The organism is Aeromonas sp. sif2416 (genome assembly GCF_019218665.1).
GTDB lineage: Bacteria > Pseudomonadota > Gammaproteobacteria > Enterobacterales > Aeromonadaceae > Aeromonas > Aeromonas encheleia.
Window position 1 is genome coordinate 70,295 of sequence record NZ_JAHUXC010000012.1, and the last position, 17,273, is coordinate 87,567.

General features: G+C 63.0%; 15 protein-coding genes. 9 read left to right on the forward strand and 6 right to left on the reverse strand.

What is annotated here, in order from left to right; all coding sequences use genetic code 11:
* Positions 1–103 precede the first annotated feature (103 nt).
* Positions 104–1,099, reverse strand: a complete 996-nt coding sequence (gene gap / locus KW821_RS18120) for a type I glyceraldehyde-3-phosphate dehydrogenase (protein ID WP_042651298.1) — start codon at positions 1,097–1,099, stop codon at positions 104–106.
* A 339-nt stretch (positions 1,100–1,438) separates the two neighbouring features.
* Here gap and malQ point away from each other — a divergent pair, with 339 nt between their 5' ends.
* The 4 genes from malQ (at position 1,439) to msrB (ending at position 8,475) form a co-directional block, all read left to right on the forward strand.
* Positions 1,439–3,628 carry a 4-alpha-glucanotransferase gene (gene malQ / locus KW821_RS18125; RefSeq protein ID WP_218292424.1) on the forward strand — a complete coding sequence of 730 codons (2,190 nt, stop codon included), beginning with the start codon at positions 1,439–1,441 and terminating at the stop codon, positions 3,626–3,628.
* A gap of 82 nt (positions 3,629–3,710) precedes the next feature.
* A complete protein-coding gene (gene glgB, locus KW821_RS18130; protein ID WP_042651296.1) occupies positions 3,711–5,888 on the forward strand; it encodes a 1,4-alpha-glucan branching protein GlgB in 2,178 nt (725 codons plus the stop codon).
* The gene (glgX, locus tag KW821_RS18135) at positions 5,888–8,029 is read left to right on the forward strand and encodes a glycogen debranching protein GlgX (RefSeq protein ID WP_218292425.1); all 2,142 of its coding nucleotides are present in this window, start codon (positions 5,888–5,890) and stop codon (positions 8,027–8,029) included. Before glgB ends, glgX begins: the two co-directional genes overlap by 1 nt.
* A 56-nt stretch (positions 8,030–8,085) precedes the next feature.
* A complete protein-coding gene (msrB, locus tag KW821_RS18140) occupies positions 8,086–8,475 on the forward strand; it encodes a peptide-methionine (R)-S-oxide reductase MsrB (protein WP_042651294.1) in 390 nt (129 codons plus the stop codon).
* Positions 8,476–8,566: 91 nt separating this feature from the next.
* On the opposite strand, the gene chrA is transcribed toward msrB, so the two are convergent.
* The 3 genes from chrA to KW821_RS18155 all read right to left on the reverse strand — a co-directional run bounded on the left by chrA (position 8,567) and on the right by KW821_RS18155 (position 11,596).
* Positions 8,567–9,700: a chromate efflux transporter gene (chrA, locus tag KW821_RS18145; protein ID WP_218292426.1), complete on the reverse strand. Its 1,134-nt coding sequence runs from the start codon at positions 9,698–9,700 to the stop codon at positions 8,567–8,569.
* 248 nt (positions 9,701–9,948) lie between these two features.
* Positions 9,949–10,395, reverse strand: a complete 447-nt coding sequence (locus KW821_RS18150; protein WP_218292427.1) for an NUDIX hydrolase — start codon at positions 10,393–10,395, stop codon at positions 9,949–9,951.
* 199 nt (positions 10,396–10,594) lie between these two features.
* A complete protein-coding gene (locus tag KW821_RS18155; protein ID WP_218292428.1) occupies positions 10,595–11,596 on the reverse strand; it encodes an NADP-dependent oxidoreductase in 1,002 nt (333 codons plus the stop codon).
* Positions 11,597–11,826: 230 nt separating this feature from the next.
* On the opposite strand from KW821_RS18155, the gene KW821_RS18160 reads away from it, so the two are divergent.
* From KW821_RS18160 to KW821_RS18170, 3 genes are all read left to right on the forward strand, one after another.
* Positions 11,827–12,252: a MarR family winged helix-turn-helix transcriptional regulator gene (locus tag KW821_RS18160; RefSeq protein ID WP_042651290.1), complete on the forward strand. Its 426-nt coding sequence runs from the start codon at positions 11,827–11,829 to the stop codon at positions 12,250–12,252.
* A gap of 24 nt (positions 12,253–12,276) precedes the next feature.
* Positions 12,277–12,507 (forward strand): hypothetical protein, encoded by a 231-nt coding sequence (locus KW821_RS18165; RefSeq protein WP_042651301.1) that lies wholly within the window; start codon positions 12,277–12,279, stop codon positions 12,505–12,507.
* 146 nt (positions 12,508–12,653) lie between these two features.
* The gene (locus KW821_RS18170; RefSeq protein WP_042651289.1) at positions 12,654–12,971 is read left to right on the forward strand and encodes a hypothetical protein; all 318 of its coding nucleotides are present in this window, start codon (positions 12,654–12,656) and stop codon (positions 12,969–12,971) included.
* Positions 12,972–13,069: 98 nt separating this feature from the next.
* Here KW821_RS18170 and KW821_RS18175 read toward each other — a convergent pair whose 3' ends face one another.
* Together KW821_RS18175 and KW821_RS18180 are read right to left on the reverse strand one after the other, a co-directional pair.
* Positions 13,070–13,546 (reverse strand): Lrp/AsnC family transcriptional regulator, encoded by a 477-nt coding sequence (locus tag KW821_RS18175; RefSeq protein ID WP_042651288.1) that lies wholly within the window; start codon positions 13,544–13,546, stop codon positions 13,070–13,072.
* A 399-nt stretch (positions 13,547–13,945) separates the two neighbouring features.
* Complete coding sequence (locus tag KW821_RS18180; RefSeq protein ID WP_042651287.1) at positions 13,946–14,566, reverse strand: metalloregulator ArsR/SmtB family transcription factor; 621 nt, start codon at positions 14,564–14,566, stop codon at positions 13,946–13,948.
* Between the two features lie 443 nt (positions 14,567–15,009).
* Between KW821_RS18180 and KW821_RS18185 the strand changes: the two genes are divergently transcribed.
* Both KW821_RS18185 and KW821_RS18190 read left to right on the forward strand, forming a co-directional pair.
* The gene (locus KW821_RS18185) at positions 15,010–16,248 is read left to right on the forward strand and encodes an MFS transporter (RefSeq protein ID WP_218292429.1); all 1,239 of its coding nucleotides are present in this window, start codon (positions 15,010–15,012) and stop codon (positions 16,246–16,248) included.
* Between the two features lie 177 nt (positions 16,249–16,425).
* Positions 16,426–17,247 (forward strand): Cof-type HAD-IIB family hydrolase, encoded by an 822-nt coding sequence (locus KW821_RS18190; protein WP_218292430.1) that lies wholly within the window; start codon positions 16,426–16,428, stop codon positions 17,245–17,247.
* Positions 17,248–17,273: the final 26 nt, after the last annotated feature.

Genomic DNA, 17,273 nt, shown 5'->3' on the forward strand with positions numbered 1-17,273 from the left:
CTCCTGTGCTAGCGCACATTCAAGGAAGAGGTCGGCGGATCCAGAATACAAAAAGGCGGCCAATGGCCGCCTTTTTTCAAGCTACTTGATTGCGCATCCCAAATTACTTGGAGATGTGAGCGATCAGGTCCAGAACCTTGCTGGAGTAGCCCATTTCGTTGTCGTACCAGGATACAACTTTAACGAACTTGTCGTTCAGTGCGATACCAGCTTTGGCATCGAACACGGAAGTCTGACGCTCACCCAGGAAGTCAGTGGAAACCACTTGATCTTCGGTGTAGCCCAGCACGCCCTTCATGGAGCCTTCGGAGGCTGCTTTCATGGCTGCGCAGATTTCAGCGTAAGTAGCGGCTTTCTTCAGGTTGACGGTCAGGTCAACAACAGACACGTCCGGAGTCGGTACGCGGAAAGCCATACCGGTCAGTTTGCCGTTCAGTTCCGGGATAACGACGCCAACAGCCTTGGCAGCACCGGTAGAGGACGGGATGATGTTCTGAGCCGCACCGCGGCCACCGCGCCAGTCTTTGGCAGACGGACCATCAACGGTCTTCTGGGTAGCAGTGGTAGCGTGGACGGTGGTCATCAGGCCGGATTCGATACCGAAGGTATCGTTCAGAACCTTGGCGATCGGGGCCAGGCAGTTGGTGGTGCAGGAAGCGTTGGAAACGATGTCCTGGCCAGCGTAGGTAGAGTCGTTAACACCCATGACGAACATCGGGGTAGCGTCTTTGGACGGACCAGTCAGTACGACTTTCTTGGCACCGGCAGCGATGTGCTTACGAGCAGTCGCGTCGTCCAGGAACAGACCGGTGGCTTCGGCAACAACGTCAACACCGATGGCATCCCACTTCAGGTTTGCCGGGTCACGTTCAGCGGTAACACGTACGGTTTTGCCGTTGACAACCAGGTTGCCGTCTTTGACTTCAACGGTGCCATTGAAGCGGCCGTGAGTGGAGTCGTACTTCAGCATGTAAGCCATGTAGTCAACGTCGATCAGGTCGTTGATACCAACCACTTCGATGTCGTTGCGCTCAGCGGCCAGACGGAAGACGAAACGGCCGATGCGGCCAAAACCGTTAATACCTACTTTGATAGTCATAATTGGTTACCTAACTGTTCAGTAGTCAAAGAAAATTCCGTTTGTAAATTTACTAGAACTCACCCGTGAGTCAACCAACAATCTGCGCGAAATTGCGCTATATCATGAAAAACTGTGAAATTTATTTTCGGTTTATGTAACTGACTACCAACTTTTGTCGAAAGTGTCATCGGCTGGTTCGCGTCACAGAGATCAACAATAGTGCCTGTCTGGTCACACATCCAGCCAGGGAGATATGTAAAAATGTGCGCGGTTTAGCATGGCCAAAGAGCCACTGTTCAAGTACCACCCATAAAAATTAATCATATAGATAGAATCCACAGCGGGAATTCTCAAACTATGACCACCCTGATTGAACAGCTGGCTGCCGCCAAAGGTATTGCCAGCGAGTATGTTGATGCCTGGGGCCAGCCGGCTCTGGTATCCGAAGAGAGCAAGGCCGCCATGCTCGGCGCCATGGGTTACCGCGTCGATGACGAGCCCGCCCTGAGCGAACAGCTTGAGCAAGAGTATCGCCAGCACTGGTTGCGTCCACTGGATCCCGTGATGGTGGTGCGCAGCGGCGAACCCATCAGCCTTGAAGTCCGTCTGCCCATCGAGTTCGTCAACGACGCCCTTCACTGGCAACTCAGCCTGGAGCAGGGCGCGCTCCTGACGGGCCAGATCACGCCGATCGAGGGTGAACTGGTCGGCGTCGCCGAATTTGAAGAGATGGAGTGCCAGGCCTATCGCGTGGCGTTGGCGGTGCAGCCCGAGCTGGGCTATCACCAGCTGACCCTGCTGGAAGAGGGCAATGACGAGCCGCTGGCCAGCATGCGCCTCATAGTCGCGCCCAAATCCTGTTACAAGCAGGCTCCCATCGCCAATGGCCGCAAGGTGTGGGGCCCGAGCGTGCAGCTCTATTGCCTGCGCAGCCGCCACAACTGGGGCATGGGGGACTTCAGCGATCTCGGCCAGCTGGTTGAGAAGGCTGCCGCCTGGGGGGCCCACTTCGTCGGCCTGAACCCCATCCATGCGCTCTATCCGGCCAATCCGGAGAGCGCCAGCCCCTACAGTCCCTCCTCCCGTCGCTGGCTGAATCTGGCCTATATCGACGTGGAGGCGGTGCCCGAGTTTCTGGCCAACGACAGCCTCAAGGCGGAAGTCGCCAATCCGGCGTTCCAGCAGCACCTTGCCGCCCTGCGGGCCAAGGAGAGCGTGGACTACACCGGTGTCATCGAGACCAAGCTCGGCATCCTGCGCCAGGTGTTCGACCAGGCCAGCCTGGGTGCCGTACGCCAGGCCGAGTTTGAGCGTTTCGTGGCCGCCGGCGGCGACAGCCTGCAACAGCAGGCGGCGTTCGATGCACTGCAGGCGCACTTCTATGCCAAGGGCGAAAACGCCTGGGGCTGGCCGGTGTGGCCCGATGCCTTCCGCGATTATCACAACCCCGAGGTGGCGGCCTGGATGGCCGATCACAGCCAGGATGTGAACTTCTATCTCTACCTGCAGTTCCTGGCGGACGAACAGCTGGCGCAGGCGGATGCCCGCGCCAAGGCGGCCGGCATGGTGATGGGGATCTACCGGGATCTGGCGGTGGGTGTCTCCGAAGGATCCACCGAGATCTGGGCCAACCGGGATCTCTACTGCCCCAAGGCCTCGGTCGGCGCGCCACCCGACATCCTGGGCCCGCTCGGTCAGAACTGGGGCCTGCCCCCGATGAACCCGAGCCAGCTGTTTGAGGCGGCTTATCAGCCGATGGTGGACCTGTTCCGTGCCAACATGCGTTCCTGCGGGGCGCTGCGCATCGACCACGTGATGGCCTTGCTGCGTCTGTGGTGGGTACCGCCCGGAGAGTCCGCCGCCAAGGGGGCCTACATTTATTATCCGGTCGACGATCTGTTGGGGATCCTGGCGCTCGAATCCCACCGCAATCAGTGTCTGCTGATCGGGGAAGATCTCGGCACAGTGCCGGAAGGCATAGACGTCACCCTCAAAGAGAACGGCGTGCACTCCTACAAGGTGTTCTTCTTCGAACGCTCCAAGGCCGACGGTGGCTTCATCTCGCCGGCGCACTACACCGAGCAGGCGATGTCGGCGCTGACCACCCACGACATGCCGACCCTGAAGGGGTTCTGGCATTGCGACGATCTGGCGTTGGGTCGCGAGCTGGGATTGTATCCGGATGAAGACGTTCTGAAGACACTGTATGCTGATCGTCATCAGGCCAAGCAGCGGATCCTCGACAGCCTGCATGCCCATGGCGTCATCTCTGGCAACATCAGCCATGATGTGAACTGGGTCGGCATGAACACCGAGCTCAACCATGGCCTGCAGCTGCACATGTCTCGTGGCAGCTGCGCCCTGTTCAGCACCCAGCTGGAAGACTGGCTGGAGATGGACAAGCCGGTCAACGTGCCGGGCACCAGTTATGAGTACCCGAACTGGCGTCGCAAGCTCTCTAAGGATCTGGAAGATATTTTTGCCGATGAGGCACTCAAGGTGCTGGCAGGCAAGATGAGCCAGGCCCGTGATGAGGCCAGTCGTTGAGCCACTGTCGCCAACCTGTGACTCACTCTCACCCACTCCGGCTTCGGCCGGAGTGGGTGTTCAGCCATGAAAGGAAATGTCGATGCCCGTTGAACGTTTGGTTGCCGCCCGCTGTGCCGATCCCTTCTCCCATCTAGGCCTGCTGGCTAACCCGGATGGACCAGGCCTGAAACTGACCGCCTGGTTGCCCGATGCCCTCGAGGTCCGCGTCCAGGATCTCAAGTCCGGCAAGCTGGTTGCCACCCTGACTGCCGCCGATGAAGCGGGCCTTTTTGAAACTGTTTTCACCCGTCGCAAGAACCCCTTCCCTTATCAGCTGATCGCCAGCTACCCCGATGCCAGCACCGAGTGTGTCGACCCCTATCAGTTTCAGGCTGCCGCCTGGGAGGGACTGGCGGAGCTGACGTTCCAGCCGGAAAACCTCTATCACACCCTGGGCGCCCAACTGCGCACCGTGGAGCACCTCGGTCAGCGGGTGGAAGGGGTGCGCTTCGCCGTCTATGCGCCGAGCGCCACTGCGGTGAGCCTGATCGGCGACTTCAACTTCTGGGACGGTCGCCGCCACCCGATGCAGCGCAGCCAGTGTGGTCACTGGGTGCTGTTTGTACCCGGCCTCAAGGCGGGGGATCGCTACAAGTTTGAGCTCAAGGATCCGGCCGGCCATCGGCTGCCCCACAAGAGCGATCCGGTTGGCTTCTACTGCGAGCAGTATCCGTCCTTCGCCTCCGTCATCTATGACCACGAGCAGTACGGCTGGCAGGATGCCGCCTGGCGCGAGAGCCAGCGCACCGACAAGCGGGAGCAGCCGCTCTCCATCTATGAGCTGCACGTGGGCTCCTGGAAGCGCCATCCCAACGGCGACAGCCTGAGCTGGCGCGAGCTGGCGGTGGAGCTGGTCCACTACGTCACCGAGATGGGGTATACCCATATCGAGTTGATGCCGGTCTCCGAGCACCCCTTCAGCGGCTCCTGGGGCTACCAGCCGGTGGGCATGTTCTCGCCCACCAGTCGCTACGGCAGCGCCGATGACTTCAAGTATTTCGTCGACCAGTGCCACCAGGCCGGCATCGGTGTGATCCTGGACTGGGTGCCGGCCCACTTCCCGTCGGATGCCCACGGCCTTGCCCGTTTCGACGGCACGCCGCTCTACGAGTACGAGGATCCGCGCCGTGGCTGGCACCCGGACTGGAACTCCTACATCTACGATTTTGGCCGCAACAACGTGCGCCAGTTCCTGGTAGCGAGCGCCCTGTTCTGGCTCGACAAGTTCCACATCGACGGCCTGCGGGTGGATGCTGTCGCCTCCATGCTCTACCTGGACTACTCCCGCAATGCCGGCGAGTGGGTGCCGAACGTCGACGGTGGCAACCACAACTACGAGGCGATCAGCCTGCTGAAGTGGACCAACGAAGAGGTGTACGGCAAGTATCCCCACACCATGACCATCGCCGAGGAGTCCACCGCCTTCGCCGGTGTCTCTCGCCCCACCTTCCTCGGCGGGCTGGGGTTTGGCTTCAAGTGGAATATGGGCTGGATGCACGACACCCTGAGCTACATGCAGAAGGAGCCGGTGTACCGCCGCTATCACCACAACGACATGACCTTCTCCATGGTGTATCACTATGACGAGAACTTCATCCTGCCGCTGTCCCATGACGAGGTGGTGCACGGCAAGCACTCCCTGCTCTACAAGATGCCGGGGGACGAGTGGCAGCAGGCCGCCAACCTGCGCGCCTACATGGGCTTCATGTATGGTCATCCCGGCAAGAAGCTCAACTTCATGGGCACCGAGATCGCCCAGAGCAACGAGTGGAATCACGACGCCCAGCTGCCCTGGCACCTGCTGCAGTATCCCAAGCACGGCGGTCAGCAGCGGCTGATCCGCGATCTCAACCGGCTCTATCGTCATGAAGTTGCCTTGTATCAGGGCGATTATGAACAGCGTGGCTTCCGCTGGCTGGATCACAACGATGCGGACAACAGCGTCTTCGCCTGGCTGCGGGCCGACAAGCAGGGCGCTAATCCCATCATGGTGGCCTGCAACTTCACGCCGGTGCCGCGCCTCGCCTATCGGCTCGGGGTGCCGGCGGCGGGCCACTATCGGGTGGTGCTCAATACCGACAGCGAGCATTACTGGGGCAGTAACTATGATGTGGGTCTGACCTTCGTCGCCGAGCCGACCCCCTGGCAGGGGATGGCGCAGAGCATAGTGCTGGATCTGCCGCCGCTCGCGACCTTGTTCATCAAACAGGAGTCCTGATGTTTGCAATGGAAAAAGGGCAGGACCACCCGTTGGGGGCCCTGCTCGACGAGACAGGTTGTCACTTCTGCGTCTGGGCGCCCCAATCGGACAAGGTGGAACTCTGCCTGTTCGACGAGCAGGAGCAGGAGCTCGCCCGGCTGGCCTTGCCCGGCCGGCGCGGTCAATACCGATTCGGCTATGTGCGCGGCGTCAAGGCCGGCCAGCGCTACGGCTACCGGGTCCATGGCACGCCCCAGGAGGGCATGCTGTTCGATCCCGAGAAGCTGCTGATCGACCCCTACGCCAAGGCGCTCAGCCGGGCGACCCACTGGGATGACAAGCTCTATCAGGGGGACAGCGCGGCCATGGTGGCCAAGTCGGTGGTGGTGGCTGACGACTTCGACTGGCAGGGGGTCGGCAAGCCCGGCATCCCGCCGGAGCGCGTCGTCATCTACGAGACCCACGTCAAGGGCTTCACCCGCCAGCACCCGGGCGTGCCGGCGGCGCTGCGCGGCAGCTACCTCGGCATCAGTCATCCGCTGATGATCGAGCACCTCAGCTCCCTCGGCATCACCTCGGTGCAGCTGATGCCGGTGGCCGCCTTCATGTCCGAGCCGAGGCTGGAGCAGCTGGGGCTCACCAACTACTGGGGCTACAACCCCATCGCCTTCTTCGCCCCCGAGCCGCGCTATGGAACGGGGGAGGCGGTGACCGAGTTCAAGACCATGGTGCGCGAGCTGCACCGGGCCGGGCTCGAGGTGATACTGGACGTGGTCTACAACCACACCGCCGAATCCGGCTTCGATGGCCCGGTGCTGTCGCTCAAGGGCTTCGACAACGCGGGCTATTACGCCTTCGAGGCAGGCGCCCATGGCCCCGACTACCACCGTCACGCCAACGTGACCGGCTGTGGCAACAGCGTCAACCTGGATCATCCCAACAGCCTGCGGCTGGTGCTGGATGCCCTGCGCTACTGGGTCACCGAGATGCAGGTGGACGGCTTCCGCTTCGATCTGGCGGTCACCCTGGCGCGGGAGGCGGGGGAGTTCGATCCCATGAGCGCCTTCTTCAAGGCCATGATGGCGGATCCCGTGCTGGCACGGGTCAAGCTGATTGCCGAGCCCTGGGACATAGGCCCCTTCGGCTACCGGCTTGGCCAGTTCCCGAGCCAGTGGCTGGAGATCAACGATCGCTATCGCGACACGGTGCGCGCCTTCTGGCGCGGGGATGCGGGCAAGATGGGTGATCTGGCCACCCGGCTGGTGGGATCGCGGGATCTGTTCCCGAAGAACTGGCGCGCCCCCCATACCAGCGTCAACTACCTCTGCTATCACGACGGCTTCACCCTGGAGGATCTGGTCTCCTACAACCAGCGCCACAACCAAGCCAATGGCGAGGACAACAGAGACGGTCACGGCAACAACCTCTCCTCCAACCACGGCGTCGAGGGGCCGACGCTGGATCCCAGGATCAACAACCTGCGCCAGCAGCAGAAGCGCAACCTCATCGCCACCCTGCTGCTCTCCCAGGGCACCCCGCACTTCCTGGCCGGGGACGAGATGGGTCGCAGCCAGCTTGGCAACAACAACGCCTACTGCCAGGACAACCAGATAAGCTGGGTCAACTGGCAGTGGCGGCCGGAGGATGAGCGGCTGCTCGCCTTCACCCAGCAGATGATGGCGCTGCGGGCCGAGTCCGGGGTCTTCTCCAACCTGCAACTGAGCGACGACAGCTGGAATGGCACTGCCACCAGCTGTCATAGGGTCAACTGGTACCATCCCGATGGTCATCAGCTGACGGATCAGGACTGGCACTCCCCCATGGGCCAGGCATTCGCCATGGACATCGGCATGATCGACTGCGAGGGGGAGCGCTGGTATGTGCTGTTCAACGCCAGCGACTACGACATCCAGTTCCGGCTGCCACCGCCCGGGGAGGGGCTGGAGTGGATCCAGACCATAGACACAGCCACCAACGATGGCCTGCCCTTCCTGCCCGACGACATCAAGCGGCAGGTGACGGTGGGGCGCGCCCACTCCCTCAAGTTGCTGGAGCGGGTCGCCCTGTCGGCGGCGACCCTGGCCAAGGAAGGGGTAGTGGCCGTGCCGGATGTTGCCGTCTTGTTGCCAACGGGATCACAGTTCCCGCTGGCGGGGTAGAGTCGGGGCGTCCGAGTGGGTATGCTGGGCGCCGTGATAAATGGCAAGGAGTCAGTATGAGCGGCAACAATCCCGAGCAATGGCGCAATCGACTGAGCGCCGAGCAGTTTCATGTCTGCTGGGAGAAGGGCACAGAGCGCCCCTACAGCGGCGCCCTGCTCCATAACCGCAAGAGCGGTGACTACCTCTGCGTCTGCTGCAAGAGCGTGCTGTTCCACTCGGATGCGAAGTTTGACTCGGGCTGTGGCTGGCCCTCGTTCGACAAGGCCATCGAGGGCACAGTGACCTACACCGAGGACGGCAGCCACGGCATGAAACGGGTGGAGATCACCTGCAGCCAGTGCGGCTCCCACCTCGGCCACGTCTTCCCCGACGGACCGACCGAGACCGGCCAGCGCTACTGCATCAACAGCCTGAGCCTGGATTTCGAGCCCGACCCCGAGTAAGCCATCAGGATGCGAAACAATAACGGCGCCTCTTTGCGAAGAGGCGCCGTTATTTTATGGGGCTGGCGCTATGGCTGCGCAGGCCAACGGGTCAGATCTGCAGCAGGGCTGCGCCGACCAGCAGCCCGGCGAGGGCCAGGACCGGCAGCCGCAGGATCCGCAACAGATAGAGACCGATGGCGGCCAGCGCCATATCGGTCGGGGCCTGCACGGCGCCTTGCCACACCGGCTGATAGAGGGCGGCCAGCAGCAGCCCCACCACGGCGGCGTTGATCCCCGTCACCGCCCCTGCCAGGCGGGGTCGGGCCAGCCAGCTTTGCCAGCAGGGCCCCATGGCCCACAGCAGCAGAAAGCCCGGCAGGAACAGCGCCAGGGTCGCCAGCAGGGCGCCCAGGAGCGGCGCGCCCGGCAGCAGCAAGGCGCCGAGGTAGCTGGCCAGGCTGAACATGGGGCCCGGCACCAGCTGGGCCAGGCTGTAGCCGGTCAGGAACTGCGGCTGGCTGAGGCTGTGGCCAACGCTCTCCTGCAACAGCGGCAACACCACGTGGCCGCCGCCGAACACCAGGCTGCCCGCCCGATAGAAGTCGGCAACCAGCTGGCTGGCCGGGCTCTGAGCCAGCCAGGGCAGGCCGACAAACAGCAGGCCGAACAGGATCAGGGTCGGCCAGTGGGGCGGATGGGCGGATACGGGGTGGGAGCTGGCCGGTGCTGCCTGCCGGGCGCAGAGCAGGGCGGCCCCGATCAGCATGGCTGATTGGGTCAGCAGGCCGGGCTGCCACCAGAGCGCGGCGGCGGTGGCCACCATGATGCCCTGCTGCAATGGGCTCTTGCAGAACTGGCGGCTCATGGTGAGCACCGCATCGGCCACCACCACCAGCGCCAGCAGCTTGAGGCCGTGCAGGGCGGCATCCAGCCAGAGGTTGTTGCTCAGCTGGCCGAGGCCGATGGCCGCCGCCAGCGACAGTAGGAAGGAGGGCAGGGTAAAGCCGACGAAGGCCGCCAGGGCGCCGCCCAGTCCCGCCCGCTGGCGGCCGATGGCGAAGCCGAGCTGGCTGGAGGCCGGGCCCGGCAACAGCTGGCACAGCGCCAGCAGTTGGGCAAACTCGGCCTGGCTGAGCCAGCCAAGCCGCGTGACTAAGGTGCGCTGGAAATAGCCGATGTGAGCGGCGGGCCCGCCGAAGCTGATACAACCCAACCACAGAAATTGAATGAATACCTGCCCCACCTCGTCACTCCCTGTTCGTCATCATCGACACCGGGGGATGATATGACAAAGCGGTGACTTTTTTATGACAAATCGGGGTGTGCTGCAGGCAGGTAGCCGTGTCCGGCCAGCCAGCAGGCGATGGTCACTCTGCCGGCTGGCTTGGCTGTGGCAGATAGCAGTGCCCGGCCAGCCAGCAGGCGATGGTCACTCTGCCGGCTGGCCTGGTTGTGGCAGATAGCAGCGCCTGGCCAGCCAGCAGGCGATGGTCACTCTGCAGGCTGGCCTGGCTGTGGCAGATAGCAGCGCCCGGCCAGCCAGCAGGCTATCGACTGGCGGCTGGCATCGAAGTGGGGCTCGGGCAGCTCGCGGGGATCGCACCAGCGCCAGCCCTCGCATTTTTCCGGCTCCAGCAGTTGCGGCTCGCCTTCCACCTCGGCCAGCAGGGTGACCGAGACGTAGTGCAGCCCGCTCTCCCGCCAAGTATCCAGGTTGTTGGTGACGGCGATGACGCTGGGGCTGGTGATGACGAAGCCCGTTTCTTCGGCCACCTCCCGTATCGCGGCCGACTCGAAGCTCTCCCCCAGCTCCAGATGACCGCCGGCGATGGACCAGTAGGGGGCATGGCTGCCCTTGCGCTTGCCGAGCAGCACCTGGCCCTTGGCATTGGTCAAGATAACGCCGACACCGACGCGGGGATAGGGAGTGGAAGACATGCGAGAGGCTCCTTGCTGAGACGAGATTTCACCATAAAAACGGGCCCACCTTAGGTCGGATGGGCCCGTTGTGCAAGTCGTCCACGAGTCGGGGCGGGGGCATTAATCCAGTCTGCTCAACTGCTTGCCACAGTGGCACCTTCGGCAGGGGCAAGGGACGCCGGCCGCTACCATACGGTGCTCTCGGCCGATGGCGGGCTTAGAGCCTGACCAGCATCTTGCCGGTGTTGCGTCCCTCGAACAGCCCGATGAAGGCCTGGGGCATGCTGGCCAGCCCCTCGCTGACGGTCTCCTCGGCCTGCAGGGTGCCCGCCTCGAAGGCGGGGATGGCCTCGGCCAGGAAGTCACCATAGTGCTGCCAGTGATCGGAGACCAGCAGCCCCTGCATCAGGATGCGCTTGCGGATTATTTGGGAGAGATTGCGCGGCCCGCTCGCACCCCCCTCGCTGTTGTACTGATCGATGAGGCCGCACAGCACTATGCGCCCGTGCAGGGCCATGTGGTTGAGGGCCGCCTCCAGCATGGCGCCGCCCACGTTCTCGAAGTAGACGTGGATCCCTTCCGGGGCGAGCCTGGCCAGCTCGGCATCGAGATCCGGCGTCGCCCGGTAGTTGATCACGGCATCGGCGCCCAGGGTCTCGAGGTAGGCGACCTTGTCGGCCGAGCCGGTCGAGCCTATCACGCGTGCCCCGGCTCGCTTGGCGAGCTGCACCGCCATGGTGCCGACCGCGCCGGAGGCGGCCGAGACCAGCAGGGTCTCACCCGCCTGCAAATTGGCTATCTTGTGCAGCCCAGCCCAGGCGGTCATGCCCGGCATGCCGAGGGCGCCGAGGAAGAGCTGGGCCGGCAAGTCGGTCTTGGGCAGGCGGGTGAGCTGCGCGGCATTGGCGACGAAGCTATCCCGCCAGCCCTGCATGCTGCTGACCCTGTCCCCTGCGGCGAAGTCGGGGTGGCGCGAGGCCAGCACGGTGCCGATGGCGCCGCCGTCGAGGGGGCCGTTGAGCGGGAAGGGGGGCACATAGCTCTTGGCCTCGCTCATGCGGCCGCGCATGTAAGGGTCCACCGACAGCCACTGGTTGGCGACCAGCACCTCAGCCTCCTGCAACTCGGGCAGCGGGACCTCTCTCAGGGCGAAGTCGGCGGGGGTGGGCAGGCCGCTAGGGCGACGAAGCAGTTGGATCTGATGACTGAGCTGACTCATGGTATTTCCTCCAGTGGGGTGCCGCTCGGCGACAGTGGGTCACACTGCCCGCCTGGGCGATGGCCCGGGTACGACAGGGCGTTTGCAGATCGGGCTCGCCGACTTGCTTTGTGTGCAAATTAAAACCAGACTAGTCCCGAATGCGCGCGTTGACAACTGTTTTGCGTGCAAATTATTCGGCCCCCCAGGGTCCTGGGGTATACTGGGCCCACTTGCCAACGAGGTGCCTCATGAGTGAATTGAAAAAGCAGGTCTGTTTTGCCCTCTACAGCGCCTCCAATGCGGTGATGCGTGCCTACCGGCCGCTGCTGGACAGACTGGATCTCACCTACACCCAGTATCTGGTGATGCTGTCGCTCTGGCGACGGGATGATGTCAGCCTCAAGGAGATAGGCCAGGAGACCGGGCTGGATGCGGGCACCCTGACCCCCATCGTCAAGCGCCTGGAGAGCAAGGGCTGGCTGACCCGGGCCGTCTCCCTCGAGGATGAGCGGCAAAAATGCATCTGCCTGACCGAGGCGGGGCGCCAGCTGCAACAGGAGGTCAGCGCCTGCTGCCTGGCAGACAACTTGCGTAACCAACTGGATCTGGACGATGCTGAGCTGGCCCAGCTCAAGCAGCTCTGCGATCGTCTCGCGGCGCAGCTGGGACGCTGAATCCCCATGCCCAGGAGCCCTATGATGAAACCCTTGCTTCCTCTGCTCGTGTTGTTGCTGAGCGCCTGTACCAACGGTGCTCACCCGCCTTCCTCCCTGGAGATCGATGATGCCGACGCCTGGCAGGCCATCTGCAAGGACGGCGTCCGGGTCCGGGCCATCACAGATGAGGGGATCTGTGCGGATCATCGCGGCGTGGCCATGTGGATGAATAAGCCAAGAGCCGAGCGAATGGCAGAGAAAGCCGCCAAATAGTGTGACCTAGGCGCCATAAAATGACAGAACCGGCCCCTTGGCCGGTTTTTTTCGCGATCCCGCCTGCACTTTGCCACCTTGTTCATGGTGCGCTCATTGTTCTCTTCCCATACTGGCCTCACAGTTTCAAAGAGAGGAGAAGCAAGATGCAGTCATCCATCGTCGGGCTCTCCATTCTGTGGGGGCTGGCCAGTTTTGGTGTTCAGGGGGATTTCATCGAGAGCCGTGATTCCGTTGCGCCATCCTGGCAAGCCGAGTCCAGAGTGGAGATGGAAGGTTATCTGATAGAGTCGTTGGGAGAGGATCGCTGGTTGTTCGACAACGGCAGCGAGAGCCTGCTGGTTTCCCTGCCTGAGGGGCAATGGGTCCCCGCCGGTGAGCGGCTGCGATTGAGCGGCGAGCCCCAGCAGGAGCAGGCCGGCTGGCTGCTGCAAGTGCAGGATATCAGCCAGGTCGCCGTCTGATCCCGGTCAGAGCATGACAGTCGATGAATAGAAAAGAGGAGGCCCAGGCCTCCTCTTTGCATGCTGACGCTGCCGTGCCTGAGCGCAGCGGCTGGCGGTTAACCCAGATGATTGAGCGGCAGCGCCGTCTTGTGCTTGATGCGGCGCAGCACGAAGCTGGAGCGCACGCCGGTCACACCCGGGATGTGGGTCAGCTTGTCCAGCAGGAAGTGCTGGTAGTGCTCCATGTCCCGCACCACCACCTTGAGCTGGTAGTCGGCGTCATTGCCGGTGATGAGGTCGCACTCCAGCACCTCGGGCAGCTCCCTGATGGCGGTATCGAAGTTCTCGAACCGCTCCGGGGTGTGCCTGTCCATGGAGATGTGGATGTAGGCGGTGAGCGTGAGCCCCAGCTGGCGGGCGTTGAGCAGGGTGACATGGGTATCGATGAGACCGGCATCCTCCAGCGCTTTGACCCGGCGCGAGCAGGGGGAGGGGGAGAGGCCGACCAGCTCGGCCAGCTCCAGGTTGCTGATGCGGCCATTCTCCTGCATCAACTCCAGAATGTGCCTGTCTATACGATCAAGTTTCAGCATTCTCCGTTCCTCGTTGCAATTAATAATTCACTTTTTCTAGATTAAGGGTGAACTATTGCAAAAACAACTGAAAATACCTGCTACTTCGCAACCACTCACCGGGACGTGAGGGATATGATGGTTGCATCTTCCGGTGGCAAGACAGATACCCAACCAGGTCTCTGTGGTGAAGGACCTTACCGGGTCACCCGCCCCATCAGCCGTCCGACCTTATCGGGAAGCGACGGGCTGGAATGAGAGCACCCCCTCCCCGAAGGCAACAAAGCAGGCATCCCGGCGCCTGCTTTGTTGTTTCTGGCGTTCAGCCCCTCAGGACGACGGAGTGATGCGATGTTGTTGTCGGCGTTCGGCCCCTCAGGATCCCGGGGTGATGCGATGCTGTTGTTGGCGTCCGGCCCCTCAGGACCCCGGGGTGATGCGATAGAGACAGCGCCGATCGCCGTCCAGCAGATACTGTTCCCGCTCCACCCTGGCCGGCGCCAGCAACTGGCGAAACAGCGCCAGCTCGCTGCGGCAGAATCCCCGGCAGGCCTGCGCCGCGGCGCAGATGGGGCAATGACTCTCCCACCATAACCAGCTGCCATCCTCCTCCTGGCGCATGTCCGCCATATAGCCTTCCCGGGTGCGCAGCTCCTTCAAGCCCGCCAGCCGATCGGCCAGCGCCGGCTGGATCAGCTGTGCCTGATAGCGGCCCAGCTGTTGCTGCTCCCGCTGCTGGATCAGGCGCTCCATGCCGACCTCGCCAAACAGCTGCTGGATGTTGTCGATAAGCTGCAGGGTCAGCTCGCTGTGGCTGTCGGGGAAGCGCTGCCAGGCCTGCTCGGTCAGGTGCCAGAGCCGCACCGGGCGACCACGACCACGGGCCTCGTCATTGAATCCAATCCAGCCTTCGGCCTCCAGCGCGATCAGGTGCTGGCGGGCGCCCATGGAGGTCATCTGCAACTGCTCGCCGAGCGCGGCGGCGCTCTGGGGGCCATGGGTCTTGAGCAGGAACAGGATTTTATCGGTGCTGGCGTTCATTCGGTGGCTCTCGTTATCGACAGGCGTGCTCTGGGGGATCTATGGCATCTCGAGCAGGAACAGGATCTTACCAGTACTGGCGTTCATTCGGTGGCTCTCGTTATCGACAGGCGTGCTCTGGGGGATCTATGGCATCTCGAGCAGGAACAGGATCTTGCCGGTGCTGGTGTTCATTTGGTGGCTCTCGTTATCACAGGCGCGCTCTGGGGGATCTATGGCATCTCGAGCAGGAACAGGATCTTGTCGGTGCTGGCGTTCATTCGGTAGCTCTCGTTATCGACAGGCGCGCTAAGGATCCAGGGTATCGGAAGAGGATCTTGTCGATGCCGGTGTTTATGGGGTCATTATGGGCAGCTGCACCATTTAAATCAATAATTCGCTTTACTTAATGGCGGCGCCTTCGCAGTATAAATAAACAAATAACTTTATTTAATGGAATCAACATGGAAGGAATCAAGGCGCAGGCCACCCTCTGGGTGCTGGTGATGACGGTGACCCTGGCGGTGGCGGGCTTCAGTCTGCCGTCGCCGGTACTGGCGCCACTGATGCTGGATCCGGCCCAGGGCATGCTGACGGCGGAGGCGTCGGACTGGAGTCGCAAGGTATGGCTCGGGGTCATCATGGGGCTCTATCCGCTGTTCCAGTTGCTGGGGGCTCCCTGGCTCGGGCGACTGTCCGATCGCTATGGCCGCAAGCCCATACTGCTCATCTGCCTGGTCGGCGTGCTGGCCGGTTATGCCCTGATGGCACTGGGGATCGCCTGGCGTTCCCTGCCGTTGCTGCTGCTGAGTCGGGTGCTGGAGGGCTTCTTCAATGGCGACATCGCCATAGTGCAGGCGATGGCGGCCGACATGAGCACTACTAGGACCAAGGCGCGCAACTTCGCCAGGATCAACATCGGCATGAACCTGGGCTGGGTAGTGGGCCCCATGATAGGGGGCTATGCCGCCGTAATGTCGGGGGATTACAGCCTGGCGGCCTGGCTGGCGGTGGCCATGACCCTGGTCAACCTGCTGCTGGTGCTCTGGCTGATCCCCAATCGGCCACCGCTGTCGCCAGCGCAGGAGCTGGTGCCCCTCTCGACCCGCCAGCTGCTGGTGCAACCTCGCCTGCTGCCCTACTTCGTGCTGACCCTGCTCAGCTACGGGGCTGTGCAGCTCTATTTCAGCTACTTCAACGTCTGGTTGGTGGAGCGGCTGGCCTGGGATCCGGTGCAACTGGCCCAGGGGGCGGTGCTGGTGAGTGTGCCCATGATGCTGGGTTCCTGGCTGGGGGCGCTGCTCGCCCGCCACTGGCGTGGCAGCAGCCTGGGGATAGTCGGCCACCTGGTGATGGCGGCGGGCATGCTGATGTTCGTGCTGCCGGGCCAGTGGTGGGGGCTGGCGCTCACCTTCATCCCGGCCGGCATCGGCATGAGCCTGGGGGAGCTGGCCACCTCGGTTGCCGTCTCCAACCGCAGCCATCCCCAGCAGCAGGGGCAGGCGATGGGGCTCTACCGCGGGCTGGCGGTGGGCAGCGAGATCCTGGCGGTGCTGGTGGGCAGCCTGGTGCTGCTGGCAGGCACCGAGTGGCCCTTCTATCTGGCAACGCTCTTCGGGCTGCTCTGTGCCCTCGGCTTCTATGGGCTGCGCCGAGCGGCGGATCGGCGTGAACGGGTGGCCGCCTGTGCCGAGCCGGGTTGAGCCCGGGCGGCGGCTGGATCACAGATTGGCGACGGGATGGCGGGCCGGACTTGCATCGTGGCGCCGACTCTGGGACGGTATGACTCTTTGCTCCGCCCTGCCTCGCGCTGAGCCGAGCCGGTATCAGGACATAGAACGAAATGGCGCTGCTTTGTGCCAGCGCACGTTGGAGGAGATATGAGTCATTACCAGGCCATCGCACTGGATATGGATGGCACCCTGCTGACCCGGGATCACAAGATCTCGTCCGCGACCCGGGCCGCCCTGGCCCAGGCGCGAGCCCACGGCATCAAGGTGCTGCTGGTGACGGGTCGCCACTTCATGACGGCGCGCCCCGTTCACCATGAGCTGGCGCTCGATACCCCCATCATCTGCAGCAACGGTGCCTACCTCTACGATCCGGCGCAAGACAGGATCCTGGCCGGCGATCCGCTGGCGGTGGCCCCGCTCACGGCGCTGCTGGCCGAGGTCGAGGCGCAGCAGATGGAGGCGCAGTTCCACCTCGACGATGGCATAGGTTACATCGGCTGTGACGAGTATGTTGCCCGGATACAGCGCCGGTCGGATGGCCTGCCGGCGCACCTCAAGATCTCCCTGCTGCCGGCCCAGGATCTGGCCGCCTGGCTGCAAAGGCCCATCTGGAAGCTGGAGCTGTTCAGTCAGGATCCGAGCCGCCTGCACCGCTTCGTGAGCGAGGTGGTGCAGGGACTGCCCTTTACCCAGGATTGGGCGGCCCCCTACGCGGTCGAGCTGGTGCAGCCCGGTTGCAGCAAAGGCAACCGGCTGGCCCAGTGGGCCGCGAGCGAGGGGATAGCGATGGAGAACGTGGTGGCCTTTGGCGACAACAACAACGACATCAGCATGTTCGAGCAGGTCGGGCTGGCGGTGGCCATGGGCAATGCCGCCCCCCAGATCCAGGCCCATGCGGACCGGGTAACCGCGGATCACAACGAGGATGGCATAGCGCTGGCGCTGCAGCGCTGGGTGCTGCCGTCCTAAGACTGCGTGGGTTGGGGGGAGGGGAC